At 53.1% G+C, this 18880-nt stretch carries 11 protein-coding genes; 5 read left to right on the top strand and 6 right to left on the bottom strand.

Going from position 1 to position 18880, the window contains the following annotated elements:
* Window positions 1-497: 497 nt before the first annotated feature.
* Window positions 498-1322 carry a hypothetical protein gene (locus J4E63_RS08845; protein ID WP_207281685.1) on the top strand — a complete coding sequence of 275 codons (825 nt, stop codon included), beginning with the start codon at window positions 498-500 and terminating at the stop codon, window positions 1320-1322.
* Between the two features lie 368 nt (window positions 1323-1690).
* On the opposite strand, the gene J4E63_RS08840 is transcribed toward J4E63_RS08845, so the two are convergent.
* Window positions 1691-3154, bottom strand: a complete 1464-nt coding sequence (locus J4E63_RS08840) for a two pore domain potassium channel family protein (protein WP_207281684.1) — start codon at window positions 3152-3154, stop codon at window positions 1691-1693.
* A gap of 819 nt (window positions 3155-3973) precedes the next feature.
* Here J4E63_RS08840 and J4E63_RS08835 point away from each other — a divergent pair.
* Complete coding sequence (locus tag J4E63_RS08835) at window positions 3974-4990, top strand: hypothetical protein (protein ID WP_207281683.1); 1017 nt, start codon at window positions 3974-3976, stop codon at window positions 4988-4990.
* A gap of 531 nt (window positions 4991-5521) precedes the next feature.
* Here the strand turns inward: J4E63_RS08835 and J4E63_RS08830 are convergent.
* The 4 genes from J4E63_RS08830 to J4E63_RS08815 all read right to left on the bottom strand — a co-directional run bounded on the left by J4E63_RS08830 (window position 5522) and on the right by J4E63_RS08815 (window position 12977).
* On the bottom strand, window positions 5522-9280 hold the full coding sequence (locus tag J4E63_RS08830) for a hypothetical protein (RefSeq protein ID WP_207281682.1): 3759 nt from the start codon (window positions 9278-9280) through the stop codon (window positions 5522-5524).
* A 571-nt stretch (window positions 9281-9851) separates the two neighbouring features.
* Window positions 9852-11129: a translesion error-prone DNA polymerase V subunit UmuC gene (umuC, locus tag J4E63_RS08825; protein ID WP_207281681.1), complete on the bottom strand. Its 1278-nt coding sequence runs from the start codon at window positions 11127-11129 to the stop codon at window positions 9852-9854.
* Window positions 11122-11547, bottom strand: a complete 426-nt coding sequence (locus tag J4E63_RS08820; protein WP_207281680.1) for a LexA family transcriptional regulator — start codon at window positions 11545-11547, stop codon at window positions 11122-11124. The genes umuC and J4E63_RS08820 overlap by 8 nt, the downstream gene beginning before the upstream one ends.
* Before the next feature lie 284 nt (window positions 11548-11831).
* On the bottom strand, window positions 11832-12977 hold the full coding sequence (locus J4E63_RS08815) for a tripartite tricarboxylate transporter TctB family protein (RefSeq protein ID WP_207281679.1): 1146 nt from the start codon (window positions 12975-12977) through the stop codon (window positions 11832-11834).
* A 259-nt stretch (window positions 12978-13236) separates the two neighbouring features.
* Between J4E63_RS08815 and J4E63_RS08810 the strand changes: the two genes are divergently transcribed.
* Window positions 13237-13452, top strand: coding sequence for a hypothetical protein (locus J4E63_RS08810; RefSeq protein WP_207282473.1), 216 nt, complete (start codon window positions 13237-13239; stop codon window positions 13450-13452).
* A 298-nt stretch (window positions 13453-13750) separates the two neighbouring features.
* On the opposite strand, the gene J4E63_RS08805 is transcribed toward J4E63_RS08810, so the two are convergent.
* Window positions 13751-14356, bottom strand: coding sequence for a hypothetical protein (locus J4E63_RS08805; protein ID WP_207281678.1), 606 nt, complete (start codon window positions 14354-14356; stop codon window positions 13751-13753).
* Between the two features lie 334 nt (window positions 14357-14690).
* Between J4E63_RS08805 and J4E63_RS08800 the strand changes: the two genes are divergently transcribed.
* Complete coding sequence (locus J4E63_RS08800) at window positions 14691-15839, top strand: cytochrome-c peroxidase (RefSeq protein ID WP_207281677.1); 1149 nt, start codon at window positions 14691-14693, stop codon at window positions 15837-15839.
* A gap of 4 nt (window positions 15840-15843) precedes the next feature.
* Window positions 15844-18873 (top strand): S-layer family protein, encoded by a 3030-nt coding sequence (locus J4E63_RS08795; RefSeq protein ID WP_207281676.1) that lies wholly within the window; start codon window positions 15844-15846, stop codon window positions 18871-18873.
* Window positions 18874-18880 lie beyond the last annotated feature (7 nt).

Raw genomic sequence — 18880 nt, 5'->3', positions numbered from 1 at the left:
ATCATTGCCCGCTTTCCGACACATACCCCGAGCTTTCGACATGATGGGCTAAGGTACCCCAGCCCGGGTTCATCCACGGTCATGCGTTAAGCAGAGCACAAACGCCACAATTTTTTGCATCCCACCTAGCCGCACGGTTAACAAAGCTGGACCAGTGCTGGTTCCAGGCGACTATGCAATCCCTCATAGGCAGAAATCAACGGGGAGCAGATGCGCAGACGACTGCGTTCGACCCATAGCGGTCCTTCGGAGACGGTAACTAACGGCCAGAAACGGGCTTTTAGGGGCGGAAGCGCTTAACCCATAACCGATCGTGGACACGCTGCCGACGACTTCGTAATCTTGGGGCAGGTCTTGTCCATTTTTCTCCTTTGCCAATGTCGCGTCTCGCGCTCGGTACAGTTGGCTCAAGGGGTTACACATGGACAAGGAACGTTATGCGACAGTAGTGGCGGGAGCTTTATGCCACTGCTGTCGCCTACTTAATCGATAGGTTTATGCCTGAACTTCCTTCACTACCTGATAGCTGGAAAGCGGAGCTCTCGCGGCTCGAATCAGTCCTTGTCTGGACCGAGAGTTTTCCCGAAGACTACGACTTCCCAATGCCTGTGATGATTTCTCACGCAGCTGACTACGCGAACGATGAGCAGAAACTCCGAAACTACGCGCAACAGGTCATTGCTGCCAGGCTGATGCATTTCACGTTTGTCACTAGTTACAAGGTGAACCATCTTCTGAAGATGTACTTGGATGGATTCTCCTCAAGAAATTTCTATTCCATGCTGTTTGCGGCAAGAAGCATGATTGAGGTTTTTGCCGTGGTCTTTGATCTTTTCGACCACATGAAACAGAACCGTGGCGATCACGCTGAGAGGTACCTTGATAGGGTGATTTCCATAGATAAGGCGCTCATTAATGCAACAAGCGGGAACCGTCTAGATCTTCTGAAAGAGGTCGTTGCCACGGCCATGCCATCCAAACTCAGAGAGTCTAGTGAAGACGACATGGTGACAATTCAAGCCAAGAACATCATGACAAGAATCGATCGCTCATCGAAGAAAAGCTCATACACCGAATGCCGTCGCGACTACGATCGTCTAAGCGAGTACATCCATCCCAACATTGGCCAGAATGCAGTGTTGTGCTGGCCAAGCCCAAAGAATGATAAGTGGGTCAGAATCTCGCGCTCATCGGGATATTCGTTGGCGTCAGCGTTTCGCGCCTCAATTCTCCCCACCCAACAGGCGGCAGAGGCAATAATGCGTGAGGTATCGAGCATGGGATTCCCCTTTGGCACGCCAGTGTCTGCTCAAAAACCATAAATCTAACTGTGCGTTCATGCGAACCGCTGGAATAGACGTCTATGTATTCTGATACGTGATCGGCACGCGAGTGACTGCTTTTGGCTGTTGTTGCCTATTGCGAAGGGCAGCTTCTGGCCAATGTGTGCCAGTCGCCACCGGCAGTCATCGACCCATAGCTGCCACTCCCCACTGGCAGCTAACAGCCAGAATCGGGCGCTCCAATCGTCTACAGGAATGGTGGCAAAAACCGCAACCTGTCACCAATGTTATCTGCAGTCGATAAAAGTCCAAACCCAGAGCTCGCGCAGAGCTCTACAGAATTTGAAGGAGGCCCGGCGAAAGCACTGGATCTGAGAGGTTCATTGAGCGTCTGCTTTTGGTCGTTGTCAGTCCGCCTTTCTGTTGGCGAAACCAGCTACGACCAAACCCATCATGAAGGCGCCCAAAAACGCTTCGCTCCCGCATATCATTCGTAAGGTAGTAGTTTTGGGAAGGATATCGCCATATCCCAAGGTGGTGAAAGTGACCATGGAAAAATATAAGTAATCCCAGAAGGGCCCTAGCGCTGGCGTTGCCGAGATCTGCTCTCCAAGGGTTTGATACAGCAAAGCATAAAGTAGCATTACTGTGGAGGATGAAAATGCTAGGCGATGCAACTTAACACCATGCCCCCATATTGCCCAATCAAGGAATAAATATGCCCATTGAAGCTTGTGACTTATAAGAGCCATCAGATATTTTGGCTTTGACAAATATTGCCAGTAATGTTTTAGCTTCCTTATTGCCAATGATTTTCTAAAAGGACTTTTAATATTCTTGACAATTTCCAGCCATGAGTTTGGGCGCCCACCTGGATAGCTGGAGGAATATTTATGATGTCTTTTTGCATTGAAAATATTCTTTCGGTGGGCAATCTGTTCTTGATAGTAGTATTCAGAAGCGAATTTCCTTTGTCCTGCGGAGTTGTAAGCGTTCTTTAGTAAGCGGCATGCGTCTTCTTCCCAGGAGTTATTCTTTCCCGGCTTATAGTTTATAAAGTCTTTGAGGTCGCAGTTTTGGATAAAAGGCAGGCCTGCACTTCTTTCAAATGATAACTTGTAGACAGCGCAGTCTGATATTGTTAGATTGCCGAGACCACAGTCGAAAAAGTAAAAATCTTGAATTCTTGAGTTGTAAAAGTGCACTTCTTCAAATTTGCAATATTTGAACCTGAAAAACGCAATGCTTGTCTCTTTAATTTCAAGGTTTCGAAAGCTGGAACAGCTGATATTCTTAAATCCTCCATTTACGCCAACTGCAATCTTTAACCCGTCGAGATCTGCAAAATCTAAATTCATTTCAGACATTGAGATGTGTTCAGGTAATTCTATTTCTCCAAGCTTAAGAAGCTCAGGCCCCCTCCAAATTCTGGCGCGGCTGTTAGGTGGTATGTTCCTATATCCACCTATGAAGAAGTGATCCGTATAGGATTTGTTGAGAGTGTCCCACATTACTGGATCTTTAATTTTTGTGCGAATTTTTATCCACTTGAAATAAGGAGTAAAAACCGAAGCTACATCCAACTGCCTCCCTTCCAACGCTCTGCTTGTTCTCCATTGAGGCCTTTGAAGATCGGACTTGTCAATGCAGCTGAACTTCTCTGGCGCATAGCTGTTACGCTCCCTGATTACAACTTTCTCGGCATCTCCATTGAAAAAATCACCTAGGTTTAGTGTTGTAAGTATCTGGTGCTGGCTGAGTCCAATAGTCTGTAACCATACATCGAACTCAGGTAGCGTCTCCCTAAAATAATCAAATAGGACCAGAAGATCGTTTTCGGCGCGCCATCGGTTGAAATCATGAGGCTTCATTTGCCAAAGTTCGCTTGCCGGTAAGTAGCTATGCATTTATGGACCTAATTTTTATGCCTGCTCGTTAGGCGATCGCCGATTTTCGACTAGTTCGCGTTTATTGCAAAAATTGAGGGTGGAAGCTTGTTTTTAAAACGATAGCGGGTGAAGACGCTCACAGAATCCGCCGCGTCTTGCCACTAAACGAGCAACATCGCGTTCGCTCGATACCATGAGCTTAGCTTCGGTCGTAAGGTTCAGCTTACTGGTGACCATTACATCCATCCTAACGCTTCTATAGTTGTACCGGCTCATCGCTGTCAACCGTTGACTGTGGAATTTTCCCGCAGCAGGTCGAAAGAATGCTCAACAGTCTGTAGGCGACGCGTGATCATCATTGGATCATTTTCCAGCCATGTGGGTAGTACGTGGGAAGCGTCTGCTTTTGGCCGATTTCTGCCGGTGGCGACAGGCAGAAAACGACCAAAAGCGGCATATCCTTTGTCGCAAATGTTCAGAGTTGCGCGGTACGATGTTGTACGAATTTGTACCAGTTCACGTTACTGACCTACGCACCATGGAGCTAAACAACTGGTGCAGAGAGAGTAAAGACGGGCTGAGAAATATTCCGCTTGACAATATTTTTCAGACCTATAATATTTTTAGCTAAGCCGGACTGGTCTCGTTCGGCGCTGCTGGCCTTGCGCGAAATCTTTGGATACGAGACCAACCTGCTTCAGTCGCGACAACCATTCTTTTGATACGAAACTTGACCCTAGTCAGGTGCACCACGGCCCGCCAGCTGCTGTATGAACTTTGTGCCCCTGCATGAGGTGTTTTATGGTTCGTATTCCCGTTACATTGGCTGACTTCGAAAGCGGCCGTATCAAAAGCTCCATTTCCAAGCTCAGCAAGTATCATCCCGATCAGCCTGTTAAACCCAAGCGGTCTGTGGTGCAGCAAACTTTTGCTCAAGTTCTGGGGTATGGTGGCTACGAAGAGTTACGCTCGCAAGCCAAACAAAATGGACCTGCCTATTCAGGCCAATCGCTGGCAATAGAGCAATTTATTGCGCCAATTTCACTGCGTATATCGCGCTACTGGAGTGTGTCCGCCGAGAAAGCGGAGAACATTGCAGCCGCACTGGGCCTCATGCATCTTGACGCATTCCGCCCCACAGTTCGCGCTATTCAGCAGCCGATAATGCAAGATGATCGTGTAAGCCCGCGTGGGCGTTTGCCAAACCTCGGCATATCGCCTAGACCAGTTTTTGATGCTGTGCGCCGGGCTACATTGATGCCGATGACGCAGATAGAAGCGCTTCAGGGGGTGATGAGGTCAATGCATATGGCAGCGCTTCAGGATGCACTGAGCCCTTCGGCTCAGATGGCTGCGATTCAGGAAGTCATGAAACCAATGGGGCAAATAGCTGCGCTTGGGAATGCACTGAAACCATCGGTCCAGATGCTTGTAATTCAAGAGGTTATGAAGCCAATGGCGCATTCAGCTACGCTTGGGGATGCAATGAAATCATCGGCCCAGATGCTTGCAACTCAAGAGATCATGAAGCCAATGGCGCATTTAGCTACGCTTGGGGATGCAATGAAACCATCGGCCCAGATGCTTGCAATTCAAGAGGTCATGAAGCCAATGGCGCATTTAGCTACCCTTGGGGATGCAATGAAACCATCGGCCCAAATGCTTGCAATTCAAGAGGTCATGAAGCCAATGGCGCATTTAGCTACGCTTGGGGATGCAATGAAACCATCGGCCCAGATGCTTGCAATTCAAGAGATCATGAAGCCAATGGCGCATATTGCAGCAATTCTAGATGCATTGAAGTCAACACCACATTAATTACCATCCCTCAGGGGAACGTGCCTTAACTCGCCCCCCCCCCTGGAAATGACAGTAATCGTCCGGCCAACTCACCTTCCTGACATCATCGCCTTTGGCGTCGGTGTCAGGAAGGTGAGTTGGCCGGACGATTACCCTTATTGTTAGGATTGCCATGCACCAAAGAACCACTTATCCCAAACTCTTTAAAGCTTAGGTCGTCCAAGAATGCCTGCACCTGGCGTGTCCATGGCCAGCGTAGCCCCGCGTCATGGCATCAACACCAATCTGGTTCGGAAATGGATAGCAGCGCAAGGCGTGTTTCCCGAACGCTTACGCAATGCCAACCTCGTCCTAAATCGAGTCGGTTGAGCAGGCCGAGGGCAATGCAATCCGGCCAGCGTTTAGCTCACTTTATGTCTAGGTGCTCAGCGCTAGTAGCTTCTCTGCTATTCAACATCAGGCAAACGCTGAGTAATGTGCGTAGGTAGGAGAGGTGCTTGACCTGCGCTGGCAAAACTCAACGCACGCCGAGCCCTCTTAGCTGCACTTCTACCAGCGCGTGGCTCGCTGCGCTGCAGCAATATCTGCCCTCTCCGCGTCAGCTTCCCAGCCATCAGCAATCGTGCGAAGCATTGCTGAAGTCCTTACTGACTTTATCGTTTTCGCAGCCCACTCACGCGCTTGAGAAGCGAGGGCGCGTTCCTGATCCCCGCCCTCATCCGGTCTTTTGCTGTACACCCCGCGCATGTTGTACCGCTCGAGGCTGATGCCTCGCTCAACCTCAGGCGATGCCAAGACTTCGATGACGTTTCTGACGGCCTCGTGAGGCCATGCCAGATCCTTCGTTCCAAGGGGAGCGTGTGCCAGTATTTGTCCGATGAGTTGATCTGTGACCTTACCCCTGTTCGATTTCTGAGCCAGTTCTCGGACGCTTACGCACCAAGCCTTCAGCACAGCTTCATCCACATCGTTTCCTTTCTGACCTGGCAGCTTCTTTAGCCCCTTGAGTAGCCGGTAGGTAGCGGATGCCAGCTTTCTGTCCGTTTCGGAAAGATCCTGGGGTTCTTCGTCCTTGGCTCGAAATACCCTGCTAACCATGTCCATAAAGAATCCTGGCTGCTCCAGCAACAACTCATGGATCGCAAGGTTATCGGTACGGAGCATGGGAAGGTACATGAACTCCAACGTTGCCAGACTTTCTCGGGGGAGGTCAGATCTTTGCGCCAGTACAGCGAAAATTCTCTCTACGTCCAGATATCCAAATGTGCTTTTCGCCTCTGGATCTGCGTTATGTTCGGACACTGCCGAGGACATGATTGCTTGAATCGTTGCGACGGAAAGCTCCCCCAATCGCTTTTCTGCTACGGCCAGGGCTGCAGCAGATCGCCCCACGGAACGATATTTTTCGATGGCAAATATGAGTTCTTCTAGCGCTCCCTGGATCCTGATCGGCGATTTTTGGCTCCAGTACGCTGTCTCCGTCTCGCTCCCAAAGGACGCGATGTAATTCCAGCTTTCCTTCGTTTCGTCGAGCCCCAAAAGCACAAGAGCGCTCTTCTGATGATCCCAGCCGCTGTTCTGCAGAGCGTCCTTTGCATCTGTGGCCCAACTGTCACCAAACCGTTCCATACCGTGTGCCAAGACGATGCTTGCAGCGAGGGCTGACTCGCCAATGGTGCTTGAAAGCAGCCTGGTGAACAGTTGCAGAAGCTGGTTATCAGGAAGCTGTAGGCCGCGAATCGAGAACATCACCAAGCGAGGAACCTTAACGCGCTCCATCAAGCCCACGACGCCATCGATTCCCGTCGCATCCATGATGCCCCTGAGAGCTGCCACGCGGGCGTCCTCCACCGCCTGAATTGGGTCGGAGGTCTCATCGTCCAAATCGAACGAGGGCATCCAATCGTCGAAGAGCCAGCTTACAGATTCCACCAAAGCTGCGGGCTTGTGTCTTTCGACCAAAGCCTCGAGCGTTTCGATACTGCCAGAAGGCAATGCCCAGTCCGCGTCTTGATACTTTCGGTGGCGCAGGGTTTGTTTGCGAAGTGCATTCCATATATCGGATTGCTGTTCGTCTTGGGTAGCACCGAGAACGTGTCCGAGGCCGTTTACGATCAGTTCGAACGTGGGTTCCTGCACGGCGCCCAAAGAGTCGATCAGCGAGCTCCAACGGGCTGGATCATATTCTGCCCGGGTTATCGCGAGCTCAACGATTCTTTCCTCACTTTTCCAGACAAGCCCGTATGTCAGGTTTTCGTTCTCTCTCTGTTCGGGCTCTCTGAATCTCGGCTTCGTCGTCGGCGTGCTGGTGTCGCTAAATCGAGGGAGTAATTGTTCTAGGAGCGGCCATGCGATGACGGGGACGTCGTTAATGATCGACTCAAGAATCGCGAGCCGATGTTGGGTGCTGACGGCAGTGCCGGGACTCCATGAAAGGAAGATCGAGCGTAGGCTATTGATGGGCCGGTTCGTCAGCTTTCCACCAGGATCCAGAGCTGCAAGCTTTGCGAGGCAGAGTGCTGCTCGTTGTAGGAAATCCGGAAGCCACGCCAGCGCCTCCAAAGACCACAACAAACCGCAATGATAGGTAGTCGGGGTGATTAGGCCCGGGTATTCGTCGAAGATAGGACGGATCGTGGCGTCGCCCTCAAGCTGACGCTCAAGGGCCTCAAGAAAAAGGTGTGGGGAGGCCTCCGCCAGCAGGGGGAGTTGTTGCTCTAAGCTCGCAATGAGGCGGTGATCGCTGGACAGGCCTGGCAGTCCCCGGACGACCTCGTCAACGAAAGTTTGAGGGTTCGAGCGTGAGACTTTGAACTGCGCCTGCTCATGTAACACGGCCATGTGCAGCAGAGTGTTCATAAGGCCGGTTTTTAGGGAGTCAGTATGCAGCGGATTTTGATCTCTACTGCCCTGCATCAAAAAGGGCTGATCCGCGCTAGGAGGTTTGTGCGCTTGCGCAGCTTTTGAAAAAACCGAGGTTACAGCTTCCTTGAAGCGATCCAGATGTTTGCTGCTGATGAGATGCCCGAGGTATACAAAAGCGTCCACTGATGCCTTCATCGCCCAGAGATCTTCAATGCGCTCTAATGGCGCATCCTGCATCTTAGTAAATTTGAGCAGCTCTTCTTCTGCGTCATCATAATCTTTACGCGTGAGTAGACTCACGATTGAGCGATCCGGCTCCACGTCAGCCATCCAGGATCCAGCGAGTAGGGCAGGGATCAACAAGTTAGCATCTTCAATCCACTCAGGATTTTCAGCCGTGCCACTAGGGTGCAGTCGAGCCAGAACCGCTAGGCTGCGGCCACATGTTCTAGCCAGTTGGTAACCGGCGTCTTCGTTCATGCCCATATTCATGAAGGCCTTGCCCATTTCTCTGCTGCTTGGCCTGCGAAGGAGAACGTGGTCGTGACTTTTCTCATCTGCCCCGGCACTGACGACGGTAACACCTTCACGAGCGAGTCGACCTGCCGAAGCCCTAGCGCCTTGTCGTGGAAGGAAAATAAGATTGTCCAGCGTTAAGCAATGCCTGACGGCTTCTTCCGTTTCTACGACTAGGGTGCGCGCCTCCAGTACGTTGCGGATGGGTTCCGGTGCGCTACGTATTGCCGCGATGACGAAAGCAATCACCTCGTCAGGAGAGTCGGCTGCAAATGCAAGGCGGCCGCTGTTTTGAGTCAGCCTTTCCAGCAACTCTTTCGCTTGATCCTCTCGGCTGGCGAGCAATACCGATTCGTTCAGTGCGGGTGAGAATCGGCTTGAGTAAAATTGCCAGAATTCTTCAGTGCTCTGGACACCGATTTGGGGCGTCAGCTTGAGATCGCAACTCGCCCACTTCGACGCGACTGCGGGGCACTGGGAGAGCCAGTCCTCTAAGCGCGTCCCCTCGAGATACTCAACTTTTTTCCACTCCCCTAGGGCGTTTTTCTCCGCAAGCCAGTCAGGGAGTTTCTCTCCTCCGGTGTCCCAAGTTCGAGGTGTAACAATCACCAACGTAAGGTTCGCGCGATCAGCCGGCGCGACCTCGTTGGTGCGTTTTTTATAGTCACTCTCAGCCTTGGCTTTGCCTGCGCCGCTTGTTCCAAACTCCCAGACAGACTTGCCATCTGGGATGAACGATGAGGAGGAATCTGCGTCAAGTTCGCCATCGTAGCCTCGAACCTGACCTTTATCCCCGTTTGGAAATCTTAGGTATCTGACTTTTGATGCCGTGGCCCATATTAGATCGCTCACGAGGCCGGGCATCTTGCCTTTGGCCTGGACTGTTTCAGCCCACATCTCCAGATCAAGCGCTTTGATCCACTGCAACTTTCATCTCCTGTTTTCAGTAGCCAGCAGGTTCTATTTTCCCATCCAGCTGTACTGGACGGACTGCTACCACTTTATTCTCGGGCGGTTTAGATTTGCGAGGGATTTTCTTATCTATGGGCACAAAACCTCTTAAATCGAAAGAAGTGAGCACGACGATTTTCATGCGGCATGTCGGTGTGCTCATCGCTAGCCGCGCCCCTCGCAAATCCACTCCCGAAACCTCCATGGCGCCCACGGCAATTCCGAACGCCTAATCGCTTGTACTGGCACCTCTGCGGGCTGAGACACCCGAGATTTCGTGGTCAATTATTTCTCAAGGCCCACCGGTCACGGGATAGGTGCGCCTGCACTAAGCAAAAAACCTCAAACTAACCCACTAACTGAGCGGCAACGGTTAACGAAGGGCAGTAAAACCACTTAATGTGGTGAGCAGGTTCTCCAGTGGTAGTCGTGCCTGAGTTCAGGCGGATCTGAAAATCCGACTTTTTCAACAGAATCGGCCGACTGCCGACTGCCGACTGCAATCAGGCTATAGACTGGGACAAAAGCGGTCCCCTCCCAGACCGATTTAATGGCAATGAACCCGCCATAGCTGATCCAGCTTGGTGGTATAGCTCTGACTCATCATCTCCCGCCGCATCCCCCAATCCGGGTCGCCAGGCACGCTTGCAGATCGTAGCGTCCCCCTGCCCCATCGCCCATTGATCTGGTCCAACACAGCCATCAACTTCGTCGCATCAGCAGACTGCGACGTGGCAAACAGATCATCCGTGTACTCCCCCGCCTGGCAGAGACTCATTAGCAACACCTCAGCCTTGCTGTATTTGAAGCCAGACCGAAAAACCCGATCCAAGGCATCCACTGCTGCCTTCGTCAAAAGACGCACGTCGTCGGTGGGATACGGCAGCTCAATCAACACCCCGTTGGCATACTTCGCCTCCTCCGGGTTGAACATGCCGGTACGGATGCTGACCCGAACCTTCTTGCACAACGATTTCTGCGCGCTGAGCTTTTGCGAAGCCCGCATCATGTAAGTGGCCACCGCCTCCTTGATGGGCGCCAGCTCGGTGAGACGCTTGCCGAACATCCGACTACAGCAGATTTCCTGCTTGGGCGGATCCGGCTCATCCAACTCCAGACACGGCGTCCCCGCCAGCTCACGAGCCGTCTTCTCGATCACCACACTGAATTTCTTACGCAACGTCCATGGATCAGCTTTGGCTAAATCCATTGCCGTCTTGATGCCCATCTCCTCCAGGTGCAGCTTCATCTTGCGGCCCACACCCCAGACTTCAGACACATCGGTATTACGCAGCACCCAGTCGCGCTTGAACGGATCGCAGATATCGACCACCCCACCCGTCTGCCCCTGCAAACGCTTGGCCGTGTGGTTAGCCAGCTTTGCTAAGGTCTTGGTACGAGCAATGCCCACCCCAACCGGAATGCCGGTGCAACGCAGCACGTGGCTGCGGATCTTGCGGCCGAGAGCATCCAGCCCCTCAATACCCGTCAGGTCCGCAAAAGCCTCATCAATGCTGTACACCTCAACCGCGGGCACCATCGATTCAATGAGCGTCATCACCCGCTCACTCATATCGCCATAGAGCGCATAGTTCGAAGAGAACGGGACGATGCCAAGCTGGCGTAGCGTGTCCTTGATCTGAAAGTACGGCGCGCCCATCTTCACATAGGGCTTGGCGTCATAGCTGCGAGCGATCACACAACCATCGTTGTTGCTTAAAACTACGATGGGCACCCGAGCCAGGTCCGGACGGAACACCCGTTCGCAACTGGCGTAGAAGCTATTGCAATCGATCAGAGCGAAAACCGGCTGGGCTTTAGACATGGCTGCGCACACTGCAAGTGACAACGCCCCAGATAAGCAGCTCATCGCCCTCAAGCACGTACCTCGGTGGGTACTTTGGGTTCTCCGAATGGAGGATCACCTCCCTGCCTCGAATGCACAGTCGTTTGCAGACTGGCTCGTTGTTCAACAACGCCACGACGATGCGGCCATGCACCGGCTCCAACGCCCGGTCCACTACCGCCAGATCTCCTTCAAAGATTCCAGCACCTTGCATGCTCTCCCCGGCAATCGAGACCAGGTACACATGTGGGGCACGGATATTCAGAACCTCATCCAATGAGATATGCGCTTCGATGTGATCCGCCGCAGGGGATGGAAACCCGGCAGGCACACGAAACGAACACAAGGGCAGCTTCAAGCCACCCACGGCGATAGGACCGAGAATTAAAAAGCTCATGACGCACGACTTCCGAAAAACCTGTACGAATATACGGTTAATCTTGTACAAGTTTTTGGGTCAATGTGTATAGGAACAATCTGACAGGCGGGGGTCAGAGGGGGCGATCCTGACGCGAAAGACGATAGGGGTGGAAGGCGTGCTGCGTGGACGATGTCGCTTACCGGGCTTCAGTCAAACATCGTCGAGTAGATTGATGGAAAAGATTCACAGGAGGATTAGCTGTGTCCGAGGGGAACTCCTGCGGCCTCCATCTAAAACCTTCCATGCTACTGGGATTCGAATCATTTCCACTCTAGGTCTGAGACGTCGAACTCGAAGACCCTGCTGCCCTCTTGGTAAAAGTCGGCCTCGACGAAGACTTTGTCGGACCTCCGAGCTTGAGCAATGAACGATGCAGCATTGCTGATGAAAAGCAGGTTGGAGCTGTGGTCGTCGGGCTCACTTGCTGACATGCGCTGGGCGTTTCCCTTAGAGAATCTCACTCGGACATCGCAGTCATCGTACCCGCAGACGAACTGTCCCTTTTCAATGGCCACATACACCGAAGTACCCCACCGTGGGTGCTTACGGATAGTGAGCGTTGCCCGCTGGACCCCACCGTAAGGAAATTTGAAATCAACAGTGTTGATGGATGACACGTAGGCCTGGCGCACAGGCTCGCCGGACATCTTGTCTTCACCGTCTGCGTAGTTCCAAGTAAGGCCCAAGCTTTTCCGGCGTGCCTTATCAGAAGCAACTTGCTCACGGGCCTTCTGCTCCTGGGCATGCTGTTCAGCGAGCTTGGAGAATTTGTCAGCATTGGCTTGGTATGTCTGGTCAATAGAAGCAAGCTGTGAGTACGTAGAGGCTAGGCCTTTATAATCATCTTGCTTGATGTTGCTCAGAGACGTGAGGAGAGTCGCTTTGCGTTGCTGCTTGTCAGCGTCTGCCTTCTGGGCAGACACCTTCGAAAGAGCCTGGTCAATTTCGAAGCTGCCTGCATTGCTGTACTTACCGCCTAGGGCAGTGGCCCCGGAGTAGTCTTTCTTTGCGATCATCGCGTTCATCTCTGCCAAGATTGCGTCTTGGTTCGCAGCAACGTACTCGTACTTTTCTTTTTGGGCCTGTTCGGCCTTTTGCTGATTAACCAAGGCTTCCTGGGCCTGACGCTGGATGCGAGAGGTGTCCAGAGCTTCGTTGCTGGAATAGAAAAATAGGCCGAAGCAAACGAGAGCGACCACGGTACGCGCGCCTGGGGTGACAATTATGTTTACTTTATCTTTGATTGCCCGATTGACCTGCGGGACGAAAATGCAAGCGGCTAGGAGCATGATCAGCCCCGACAGAAAGCTGGTAAACATCGCTGCCAGCCCTATGACTAGGAATAAAGCGAAGAACAGCCACATCACCACGGCCTTGAAAAAACCACCAACCTTGGAATCCGACACAGCCGTATCTCCCTGGCATCAAAATGCCGAGGATCGTAGGTGATAGCCCTATGCCAGTCAAACCCTCCCGTCCGGCGAGAGTTATTAAGGGATCACTCAACAATCATCGTTAGTTCCCAAGACGGCTCTTCGTGATTGCTACCCTCCGCGGTCAAAAAACTTGGCCCAGGGAAGCTACGGACCCGTTATTAATGACACTCTCATGTCTCTGCATCTGCCTCTGACTGCTACGCTTGAAATTTTCAGAGGAAGCGAGAGCATGTCTGGGGAATATTCGCTGACGGATGTACTGGAAAGGATCTACCGAAACCAAGTCGCGCTGGAGGCTGCGATAATGGAGTTAACGCTTCATATCGAAAAGCAGGGTTCCAAGGAGGTCGGAGACAACATCCGTGGGGCTTTGCAAACCATCGAGGAAAATGCAGGTTTCATCAAACAGGGTTTAGCTCGACTCAAGAAACAGGATGCCGATTAATCAGTTCTGTATCCCGAGGCATCGCGCTTATCCATGGGCGACTCCTCGGTTCTCATCTTGTGCAGCATCGATCATTGGCACGAGGGGAGTATCTCCAGAGGCCAAGCTGGCCTTCAATCCAAGCGATCCAACTGTTCTCGTGGGTCATCCTTCGGTGGTTCGCCCCAAAGCCAGTGCCCAGTCGTTCCAATTAACTCGGCAGTAAATTTGCGGTCCTCCTCACTCAGTTGCTGCTGCAATAGCCAAAAAAGTGACTGGGCATGTTCGGTGCGACGCTCTTTGGGCAGTTCCAGGCTATTCAACGCGGAGCGGCCACGTCTTCGGCCCCCATCGCTTTCAGCAGCGTTTTATCGGTCATGGTTTCCAATGCGCTGAACATGCGTTGCACCGCTGGGTCTCCCTCCCCTTCTACCCGATTCTCCATAGCCCTATAGGTCTTTCTCAGCAGCTTGCGAGCCATCGGGCTTTCAAACAGCCCGGTGAACAACTGAACCAGATCCTCGTAGGTCGGGGCGTCGTCGGCGATGCCAACCGGTGCGGGAAGCCTGTCGGATTTGTAACGCCTGGAAAAGACAGAAACCAGCCCCGCCAGAATTCTCAACATGCCAGGAGCCGTTTTGCTGGTCTCGGCCTGTTTGACAAGTGCTTGGAACATCCGCGGCCCGGGCGCTTCGCTCCATATGAACCAAGAATTGGAGCCTTCAACCTTATAATCGAATGGAAACAGCGCAAGCAGTGCAGCATTTCCGGATGACGTATGTAGCAACCGACTCCAACTCCGACGTAACAATGGAGGCCCTGTCAGTACGCTAGATAGCGGCTGCCCGCGAGCAATAGCGAGCACCATCAGTTCGGCGTCTCCTAGAACACCATCGAAGGGCACCGAAGCACCCATGATGGCCATTTAATTTCTCAGGTCTATTGGCGAGTCTTTAAGGGCTGTACTAACGTCACCTCATATTGGACGCCCGGTGGATCGCAGACGCTTGATCTAACCCAAGGTCATGGAACGAAGACCATTATTGTGAACACGCATTGTTCCTATCGCTATGCAATGCACGCCGAGACGGATATGGCCTTGGCTCACAGGAGGTGCTTATGGTGACTCCAGGCCCAAAGTCTCAATTACAAATATTGAGCCTCCGAAAATGCATCGAGACGCAATATTTCCCTTCGCGCCCACGAACTCCTCGGACAACCGACTCTCGCTTTCAATTCGCTGAACCTCAGTGTTGAACATGCACATCATTCTCGGCCTAAGCATCTGCTTGGTGCTGTCGCCTGCAAAGATGGTTATGGCCGCTCTACCTCCTCGTTTGTCGCCGGTCTGTACTGAGCAAGCCGTAGACAGTCTGCTAGGTCTTCCAGCCCTACCTGAAGCCCCAGCGTCCGATCAGTTAATAAAAAAAATCGAGCTTGGCAAAAAGCTATTTTTTGACAAAGGCCTAAGTGCTGATGGAACAATCAGCTGCGCCTCTTGCCATAGTCCCGAACGAGGCTTCATAGATGGCTTGCCGCGAGCTCAAGGCATCCACGGTGAGTTGGGTACTCGCAATACCCCAACGCTCGTCAATGCGATCTTTTCTGACACTCAATTCTGGGATGGACGGCGCGACAGCCTCGAGTCTCAGGCGATGGATCCCCTCCTAAATCCAATCGAACACGGCATGATCGATGAGGCTCAGTTAGTCCATATTATTCGACAGGACAGCCAGTATGTTGCAGTTTTCGAGAAGGTATTTGCGGCCTCCCCTGAGACGCTTACAGCCACACACGTTGCACAAGCCATCGCAGCCTACGAACGCACCCTGACAGCTGGTAATTCCCCATTTGATCGTTACCGCTATGGATACGAAAAAACGGCTCTGGCGGCAGACGCGTTGCGCGGCCTGGAGTTATTTCGTGGTCGTGCCCAGTGCGGGCAATGCCATGTCATCGGCGAGACCAGTGCGTTGTTCAGCGATCAGCAGTTTCATGCGCTGGGTGTTGGATTCAGGCATCTGGCGGACCGTTTGGCTCCTGAGGCGATTCGGTTCTCAAAGCTGACTGCAACCGAACGCCAGTCGCTCGTGCAATCTGACCCTGCCTTGGCCGAGCTGGGCCGCTTCAGTGTCACGCTCAATCCAGTCGATCTTGGCCGCTTTCGCACCCCTAGCCTACGCAATGTGGCTGAGACAGCGCCCTACATGCACGACGGCAGCGTTGCAACACTTGAAGAAGCGGTAGATCTGGAAGTGTATTACCGCAGTATCCAAGCCAGTCGTCCTTTGATTCTGACACCCACGGAAAAAAACGATTTGGTGGCGTTTCTCAAAGCCCTGACCAGTCCTCATTTCAAGCAAGACCCTGCATGTGAATCAGCCCACACACAACAGAACCGAGGTTAGGGATATGTCGCAGCAAGTGTCGGAGTGGTATCGGCTCGTTGTGATGACAGGGTGGATGCTGAGCATGGCGTTTACCGGCCAACTCTCTGCCGCCCCTACGGTGACCTTAACGACGCCGGCAAGTGGCGCCTCGTTTATCGTACCAGCGACAATCAGCTTGGCCGCAAACGCAGCTACAAGTGTTGGAAGCATTTCAAAAGTAGAGTTCTATCAGGGTACCACCCTACTGAGCACGGCCACCCTTGCGCCATTTGCTTTCAAGTGGACGAATGTTTCACCAGGCACCTACAGCCTCACGGCCAAAGCCACAGACTCCCAAAACGTCGCCACAACCTCGCCCGCCGTCAGCATCACTGTAGGCACCGGTTCCATTGGTTATAGCTACGACGTGGCCGGTCACCTCGCTGGCGTCACCAATAGCACGGCATCGGCTGAATACAATTACGACGTGGTAGGTAATATCACCGCCATCAAGGCCTACGCTGCGGGCAATCCCAGCATCTTGACCTTCTCACCCGTACAGGGTCCGGTCGGCACAACCGTCACCATTGACGGCAACAACTTCAGTAGCACGGTAAGTCAGAATACCGTGCAGTTCAATGGCGTAACCGCCAGCTCAGTGACCATCGATCCCAGTTATCCGAACCGTCTGACCGTGGTGGTTCCAAGCGGCGCCACTACGGGATCGGTCAACGTGACCACGCCGGCGGGCAGTGCCACCTCGACGGTCAATTTCACCGTTGCAGCGAGTCCAGCTCCTACCATTTCAAACTTGTCACCGACTATCGGCATAGCCGGCACCGCGCTGACCATCTCAGGAAGTAACTTCCAGAGCGACAAATTCAAAGAAAAAGCGATTTTGAACAACAGCCCGTTGATCATCACTTCCACCAGTACAAGCACCATCGCAACGAGCATTCCCACCAAAACCATGGGCGGTAAAGTCAGTGTTACCACGGCCTATGGCTCGACCGTCAGCGCGCAGGATCTATTCATTCCGCCCTCTCCATTGCTAGCGACGGACATTCAATACATGGATCGTCTGGCCGTTGGGGTGAGCAAGACAGCCAGTATCACCACCGGGGGTAAAAAGGGACTGCTTCTCTTTGATGCCACACAAAACCAGCGCTTTTATCTGAATGTAACGGGGGCGACCTTTTCGGCTTGTATTACCCTCGCCATTTACACTCCCGATGGCAGCCTCCTAACCACTACGCCATGTTCCCTCTCCCCTGGCGATATAGACACCACCTCATTGCCGTCCGCCGGCACCTATACAATTTTGATCAACCCAAACAGTAACGCCACGGGCAATGTCACCCTCAAACTGTATGACGTGCCGCCAGACTCAACAGGGATCATGAGTATTGACGGCCCTGACGCCACACTGGCATCGGCCTCCGTCGGTCAAAACGGCAGCCTGACGTTCAGTGGCACCGCCGGCCAACGTATCTATCTCAGTGCCACCAATTCCACCTATCCCCGCAGTGAAGGACTCAATCTCTATAAGCCGGACGCCAGCGGGAATGCCAACACCAATAACGCCAACATCATCTATAGCAATCCTTGGTCGACAGGTTCCTACACGGACACCCTGACACTTCCGGCCACGGGCACCTACACCATCTTTCTCAACCCGAACGGCGCAGACACCGGCAGCATGACGTTCCACCTGGTCAGTGTGCCTGCGGATGCCACAGGTACGATCAGCGTCGGTGGGAGCGATACCACCCTGACCACCACCGTTGGCCAAAATGGCAGCCTGACTTTCAGCGGCACTGCCGGACAACGCATCTACCTCAGCGCCCCCAACTCCACCTATCCCCGCAGCGAAGGGCTCAATCTCTATAAGCCGGACGCCAGTGGGAATGCCAACACCAATAACGCCAACATCATCTACAGCAGTCCATGGTCAACGGGCTCCTACTCGGACACCTTGACGCTCCCAGCGACCGGCACCTACACCATCTACCTCAACCCTAACGGGGCTGACACCGGCAGCATGACGTTCCATCTGATCAGCGTGCCAGCTGATGCCACAGGCACGATCAGCATTGATGGGGCCGACGCCACCCTGACCACCACCATCGGCCAAAATGGCAGCCTGACCTTCAGCGGTACTGCCGGGCAACGCATCTACCTCCGCGCCCCCAGTTCCACCTATCCCCGCAGCGAAGGGCTCAATTTCTATAAGCCGGACGCCAGCGGGAATGCCAACATCAATAGCGCCAACATCATCTACAGCAGTCCATGGTCAACGGGCTCATACACCGACACCCTGACGCTCCCAGCGACCGGCACCTATACCATCTACCTCAACCCGACCGGCGCCGACACTGGCAGCATGACGTTCCACTTGATCAGCGTGCCCGCTGATGCCACCGGCACGATGAGCATTGATGGGGCCGACGCCACTCTGACCACAACCGCCATTGGCCAGAACGGCAGCCTGACCTTCAGTGGCACCTCCGGCCAACGTATTTACCTCAGCGTACCTAACTCAACCTATCCCCGCAGCGAAGGGGTCAACCTCTATAAACCGGACGCCAGCGGAAATGCCAACACCAACAGCGGCAACATTATTTATAGCAATCCATGGTCGACAGGTTCCTACACGAACACTCTTACGCTTCCGGCTACGGGCACCTACACCATCTATCTCAACCCTAACGGGGCTGACACCGGCAGCATGACATTTCATCTGACCAGTGTGCCGGCAGATGTAACCGGCACAGTCACGATCAATGGCTCAGCCTTTACCGTCACCACAACGGCAGAGGGACAAAATGCCAGTGTGACGTTCAGCGGTACATCGAGTCAGGTGGCAACGGTTCACCTGACCACTAACAGTATTGGCAATGTGACCGTCACCTTAAAAAGACCCGACAACACAGCCCTTACATCGACGACGTCCAGCAGCTCCAGTTTCAATTTATCGCCTCAGACTCTTCCCACCACCGGCACCTATACGATCTATGTCGATCCGTCCGCTGCCAATGTGGGCTCCATTAGCGTCAGCGTGACCAATCCTTGAGGTAATA

Source organism: Pseudomonas sp. FW300-N2F2 (assembly GCF_017351655.1).
GTDB lineage: Bacteria > Pseudomonadota > Gammaproteobacteria > Pseudomonadales > Pseudomonadaceae > Aquipseudomonas > Aquipseudomonas fluorescens_AA.
Note: the sequence above shows the minus strand (reverse complement) of the source record. Positions and strands in the feature narration are given on the sequence as shown.